The organism is Microcoleus sp. F10-B2, assembly GCF_036704965.1.
Taxonomy (GTDB): domain Bacteria; phylum Cyanobacteriota; class Cyanobacteriia; order Cyanobacteriales; family Microcoleaceae; genus Microcoleus.
Map to the genome: position 1 here is coordinate 147,191 of NZ_JAUBTB010000003.1, position 6,228 is coordinate 153,418.

Sequence of the window (6,228 nt, forward strand, 5' to 3'; positions counted from 1 at the left end):
CCTGCCTATCATCTAGAGTTATCTCGGATTTTACTTGTTTGTTTTCAACAGTTTATGGATTTTTTTTTGCACTTTCTTCAGCAGCGGCGGATCGTAATCATACAAAGTATTTTGAGTAAAATTATCTGCTTGCGTATCCCTAATTACAAAAGGCGGGTGTTTCAGCGGAAATGTTAGAGCTTCTGCTGGCATATTATTGTAGGGACTGCTGGCATCCCCCGTGTGGGTTCCTCCCGTACCGTGTCCGATGTTAGAAGCTAAATTGACATTCGCCAGAATATTCATACCATTTTGAATAAAGCTAGCAAAGGCCCACTGGAAATCCCAAGTATCTATTTTTCGCTCATAACAAAGCTGAAAAGTCTTTGTCCAAACTTTTACAGCTTGCGGATCTCCGAGTACATCAGCCAAAAAATTACCATCGCGAATTTCCGGCCACAGCTTCATGTCTAAATCGTAGTGCTGCCAAGCTCGCCTCCAACTCGCCCAACTCCAGCAGTGATTGTAGCGAGAAAAGTAGTAGCTGTAATCAGTTCTTTTGCGGCCGAACTGAACATTTTGACCGGAGATTGACATGATGCGCCGATCGTCTCGGTAGCGATCGAGCAATTCCTCAGCGAAACGGAAAAATGTAGGATGAGGCAGACAGTCATCCTCAATAATAATTGCCTCTTCAACCGTATCAAACACCCAATCTATACCGCTAGAAACCCGCCGCCGACAGCCCAGGTTTACGTCAGCGTAATTTTTCAAAACTTCGCAGTCCCAATCTACTCGGTCAATAATCGCACGAGTCCGATCGCAATCTTGGTCTTCCCCCGGTCTATCTGCACGGGGCCCGTCAGCAACTACTAATAGTTTCTGCGGCTTTACTTTGCGAATTTCTGCAAACACCCTTTCTGTTTCTTGGGGGCGTTTAAAAATAATAAATGCAACAGGGGTTTTCAATTGCCAATCGGGCATTTAACGACTCTACTATGTTGATGATTGTATGCAAGTCTCGCTTCGTACAAAAACAATTCCAAGTATTTACCGTACTTCCAGCATTGACTAAAAAAAGATTAACCAGGTCGCAAATCTCGCCAGGAAGTAGATTCTAAGTCTACCAGTCTCATTTCACCAGCAGTACCCGCAAAGTGCAGGAAAAAAGTATTGATTAGAGCCGTTGTTGCACAATCGCTAGCCCGCCTGTCCACCAACCGCCCCGGTATTCCTTTGGATAAAAGTTTGCCTTTGACCCGGTTAAATAAACTGGGTTTTGTGTGCGGTTTGTGCAGCAAAAATGGGTAATACAAAGCTTTGTGAACGCTCCAGACAGTGCTGAAGCGCGGATCGATCCATTGAACGCAATCGGCTTTTAACAGTTCATAAGAAAGCCAAGGCATTTCACCGAACCCTGTTTCCTCGCATTCATAATACACTTTTTCTAAAATCGAGCGGTGGTGAGACGGTGACAGTACCATAATACCATCTTGGACAATCCGATCGAATTCGGCAGGAATACCGTACTTAGCATAAGTACCCCGCTCGTTTTTTTCGTCCGTAATTCCCCAAGTTTCAAACAATCGGTCTCTAGCTTCAGCAGATAACTGCTCGTTAGGTGTTGCCCATTCTGGGGCCGCACCTACTTTATCAACAGCCACACCTTCGACAATACAAGGAGCATTTGCCGAATTGATCAAAACGTCTGCATCTACCCAGACTACTCTATCATATTTATTGACAGATTCCTCGCCCAGAATTAAACATTTTTGCCAGCAGGGCGATCGCTTTTTCGCCCGCGCTGAATCATCTAAAGGCTGTTCAATACAAATAAGATCGTATCCGTGCCTATCTGCATACTTTTGCCAGTTTGCTTGGCACAAATTTTTCCAGTTTTCCAAAAATTTTTGACCAATTGCCAGCGTTACTATGGCTTTAGAGTTCGTCATATTTTCCTGCTATCCTCCACCCTTTCAATTAACAACATCAGCAGTCATGTAGGATTTAAACTCATCAAAAGTCAGAACCATCACAGCCGCTATGAATGCTAGTGTATCAGTGTGCGTCTGGTAGGGCAAAAATCTATAGCGAAAAGCAGCCATTTTCCGATCGCTCTCTTGGTAGATAATGTCTTGTGCAAAGTTGCCCCACCGTTCATCTATTAAATCCATGGTCATGCCAGCATGACCAGAAGGAAGCAGCATATTAGAGCCGTGCAGGCCTATTACTAAACGGCTATCAGCATAGACTTGGCAGATGTCCTGCTCGATTTTTTCATTAAACATCTCTACCCTGTAATCTTCAATCCATTCTGGAAACTCAGTCTTTGTCCCTAAACCTGCTACTGCAAATTTTGCAAAAGGTACGCGCGATCGAATTCCCTCAAATAAGCGCCGCACCTTCCAATTTTGAACGGCCAGCCCAATTGACAGCAGATTCAGCTTTCTCAGAATTCGGAACAGCAAACTGTTGATAAAAAGGCGGTCTTCCCGCCAAATAAAGGTAATATTCACATCTTCTTTGTCGAAGCTGTGCTTGGGAACTCTAGTAAACAGCGTTATGTCAAACTGGCTCGGATGAGAATAGGCTTCGCTTACATAAATTTGCTCGAAGCGTTTCGTTTCTTCCTCAACAAACTCGGCGAAGTTAGGATAATAATCTCGACCATTTTTTAAAGCAATAGGTACTGTCCAAACTTCAGCGACTCCATCGGGAACCATCCACCTCAAGAACTTAGGCACTATCACAACTAACCCGCAGTCGGGGTTGCACTCCAAGTGTCTTTGTGCGTTCAGTAACTTTAACAGCGAATGACCGTAAAGATAGTCAATACAGTTTAAAATGATGACCCGCTGGCACGGCTTGAAAATTTCTTTGGTGATTTCAAGTTTCTCACTTCGAGGATTTTGGAGTGAATTTAGCAATGGTTTTCCCAACCATTCTGCGACGTAACTGTTGCCCGAAAAAACCTGTCCTTTTGCCAAATCAACTTGCAGGGATGTATGAGAGCCATGACCGACTCTCAATAAATCGATTATTTCACTATCAGAGTCCGACTTAAATTCAACACAAATGTGCATACCCTGCCACAAAATTTTTGCGGGCTGTAGAGCCGTCCCAGATGTGGGGCAATTAGATTTATGCTGAATTTGGGGTTTAATTTCAATCATTTTAGTAATCCTATTAACCGGGAAGCAGCCTTGTACAAGTTAAGAGAGCGCCAAATTAATTTACTAAAAGGGCGCAATTCCTTAATTAGGAAATTGACTAAAATAATCACGTAAAAATAAGTAATTAAAGTAGCGGCAGTAGCACCAAAAGCTCCATACTTAGGAATGAGCCACAAGTTTAACCCCACATTTAAAATCGAGCCGATTACAGTCAAGTAAAGACTGTAGCGCAACTGACCCTCGATCGTAAAATAGGTGTTCCGCGCTACTCCAAAGTTACTGCCAAATTGCGCCCAAACATAGATGGCGAGTACCGCTGCAGACTTAGCATACTTTTCACCGTAAAGCACGTGTACTATCCACGGAGAAAGTAATGAAATCGGGATTGCCACTCCCAACCATAAAATCATCATCGTATCACAATAAATTTGAAATTTATTTAGATATTCTGCATAATTTCTCTCTCTCAAATTCGCTAATTTGGGAAAAATAGAGGAAGATATGATCATCGGGAAGAAATCGCTGATTTCCGATATTTTAACAGCCGCCGCATAATATCCCAGTTCAGCATTTTGATTCATCGCACCCAGCATAAGCTGATCGGTTTTTGAGTACAAATAAACTGCCAATCCCGACAAAATTATCGGCCAACTCTCGCGCAGCAGTTGCTTGCCCCGGGCCCAACTGAATTGCCAATCCTGAATTTTATTTCCTGTAAGGCGATAAAAATATACATAAGCTATTCCGACGATCGCCACCTCTGCCAATCTCATCCAGGCGAAGGCAAGCAGCGGCGCCTTAATCAGCACCAATCCAATTCTGACTCCGGCAACCAAAAAACATACCGAATTCTTCGCCAGGACTGTATATTTTGACTGCACTTGGGACTCGAACCAAAAATTGATCGCCTCAAAAGCCTGAAAGATAGTTCCGGCGGCGATGATGCCCACCAGCCAGCGAGTCAGGCTGTCGTCAGGTTTGGATAGCGAAATCACCGCGACAGTTAACAACAGAGTGATGCAGCCGCCAGTAAATTGCAGCCCGAAGGCAGTCCCCAGCGTTTCGTTTTTGCATTCAGGATTGCGGGCGATATCGCGGATGATGATGCTGCCCAATCCCATTGTCGCTACCGAACTAAAGACGGACACAAAGGCGATCGCGTAGTTCAGCAAGCCAAATTGAACGGGCCCCAGATAGCGGGCCACCCAAAGGCCTACCACCAAACCCAGACCCATTTGCAAAATTTGGTCAGTGAACAACCACGCCAGATTCACGAGTACCTGACGGAGACCTGGCCCGAGTTTTTGACTGGCCGCAGTTAGCTTTTCTAACATCAGAAAGTTTTGAGTCCTTATAATAAATAAATATGTTTTTTGAGCCATCAAGAAGGAATTAACAACCAGGCTTCTTATGATAGACTATCATAAATTTTACCCGAAATTAAACATTTCTTGAAAAACTTCTCGCTGTTCTGGTTGAGAATTTTTTCATTGCTTTGAGTACCTTGACACCATCGAGACAATCCGAGCGGTAAGAGAAGTTTTGTTGAATTTCAATCATCCGGCGAGCGCTCCGATCGGTACAGAAGCTGCTTTGGATAAATTCAACGAACCCCCAATTAAACTTCCGAAACGTTTTAATTCTTTTATGTAATAATTTTCATAAAAAATTTACATAAAAATAAGTAATTAAACTTGTCACTGTTGCTCCCAAGGCTCCGTGTTGAGGCATCAGTAGACAGTTCAATACTATATTAAAAATTGAGCCGACTACAGTCAAGTAAAAATTCTATCCCAGTTGACCTTCGAGAGCAAAATAGGTATTTCTAGCTATCCCGAAGTTGCGGGAAAATTGAGCACAGACGTAGATTGATAGCACCCCGGCTGAAGCTGCATATGACTCGCCGTAAACAGTCTGGACTCTGAAAGGAGCTAGCAGAGAAATTGGTACTGCCACTCTCAACCACCAAAATAACATAGTATCCGAGTAAATCTGAAACTTTTTTAGATATTCGGCGTAATTTCTGGCTTTTAACTGTGCCAGTTTGGGCTAAATAGAAGAAGCGATAATCCGTGGCAAAAAATCGCAAATTTCCGACAGTTTAACTGCAACTGTGTAATATCCCGACTCAGTTTTATCTACAGAACCGAGGATAATCATATCGATTTTGGAATAGATGAAAATCGCCAAGCTAGACACTACGAGTGGCCCGCTTTCCTGAAGCAGTTTTTTGGGAGCATCTCATATTTGTAAAAATACTTCTTTTGGCTCCTTCCTTCTTCCTCTTTCATTCTTCCTTCTTCCTCCTGCCTCCTGCCTCCTGCCTCGGGCCTCAAAACTCCAATTTCTAGCTTGGCTGCAAAACTGAGATGCTCCCAGTTTTTTGCCTCGCTGCCAACTGACTCGCCACAACTTGAAATTATTGCCCTTGCTTTGATAGACAAGTGCGATCGCCAATCCCGCCAAAGCCACGTCTGCCAAAGTCACCCCAGCAAAAGTAATCACCGATGCTTGGACAAGAATCAATCCGATGCGGATTCCTGCAACCAGTAAAGATACGGAGTTTTTAGCAACAGCGGTATACTGAGATTGAACTTGGGACTGAAACCAAAAGTTTATTGTTTCAAAGGGTTGAAACATAGTTCCGGCTGCGACGATCTCCACCAACCAGAGAGTTAAACTATCCTTAGGATACAGTAGCAAAATCGCTGTCACCGCCAGCAGTAAAGTAATGATTCCCCCTGCCATTTGTAGGACAAAAGCAGTCCCCAGATTCTATTCCTGGCATTCGGGATGGCGAGGGCTAATACCAATTTCCTAAATTCCTGCTACAGATAAGGCATCTAAAATGAATTCCCATCCTGTCAAAGAAGCAATGATTTCTGTAGTCAACTTTTTTAACTCTTTTCGCACCGACTCTCTCAACTATTCTATGGGTGCATCTCACTTTTGCAAATCTCTGAAAAAAGGGCTAAAATGAAAAAGCTAGTAAAACTGTGAAAAAAATGAGGAAAAAAAATGACACCCGAAGACCAAAAGCGCCTAAAAGCACACTTAAAAGAGGTAGCATCCATTC

General features: G+C 43.4%; 5 protein-coding genes. All 5 read right to left on the minus strand.

Annotation, left to right across the window (positions count from 1 at the left end; translation table 11 throughout):
- Positions 1–30: 30 nt before the first annotated feature.
- Positions 31–963 carry a glycosyltransferase family 2 protein gene (locus QUA99_RS02320; protein ID WP_333239081.1) on the minus strand — a complete coding sequence of 311 codons (933 nt, stop codon included), beginning with the start codon at positions 961–963 and terminating at the stop codon, positions 31–33.
- Positions 964–1,061: 98 nt separating this feature from the next.
- Positions 1,062–1,931, minus strand: a complete 870-nt coding sequence (locus QUA99_RS02325) for a hypothetical protein (RefSeq protein ID WP_333239079.1) — start codon at positions 1,929–1,931, stop codon at positions 1,062–1,064.
- Positions 1,932–1,955: 24 nt separating this feature from the next.
- Entirely contained in the window at positions 1,956–3,152 is a 1,197-nt protein-coding gene (locus QUA99_RS02330) for a hypothetical protein (protein WP_333239077.1), read from the minus strand.
- Positions 3,149–4,486, minus strand: a complete 1,338-nt coding sequence (locus QUA99_RS02335) for a flippase (RefSeq protein WP_333239075.1) — start codon at positions 4,484–4,486, stop codon at positions 3,149–3,151. Before QUA99_RS02335 ends, QUA99_RS02330 begins: the two co-directional genes overlap by 4 nt.
- Before the next feature lie 907 nt (positions 4,487–5,393).
- Entirely contained in the window at positions 5,394–5,900 is a 507-nt protein-coding gene (locus QUA99_RS02340; RefSeq protein WP_333239073.1) for a hypothetical protein, read from the minus strand.
- Positions 5,901–6,228: the final 328 nt, after the last annotated feature.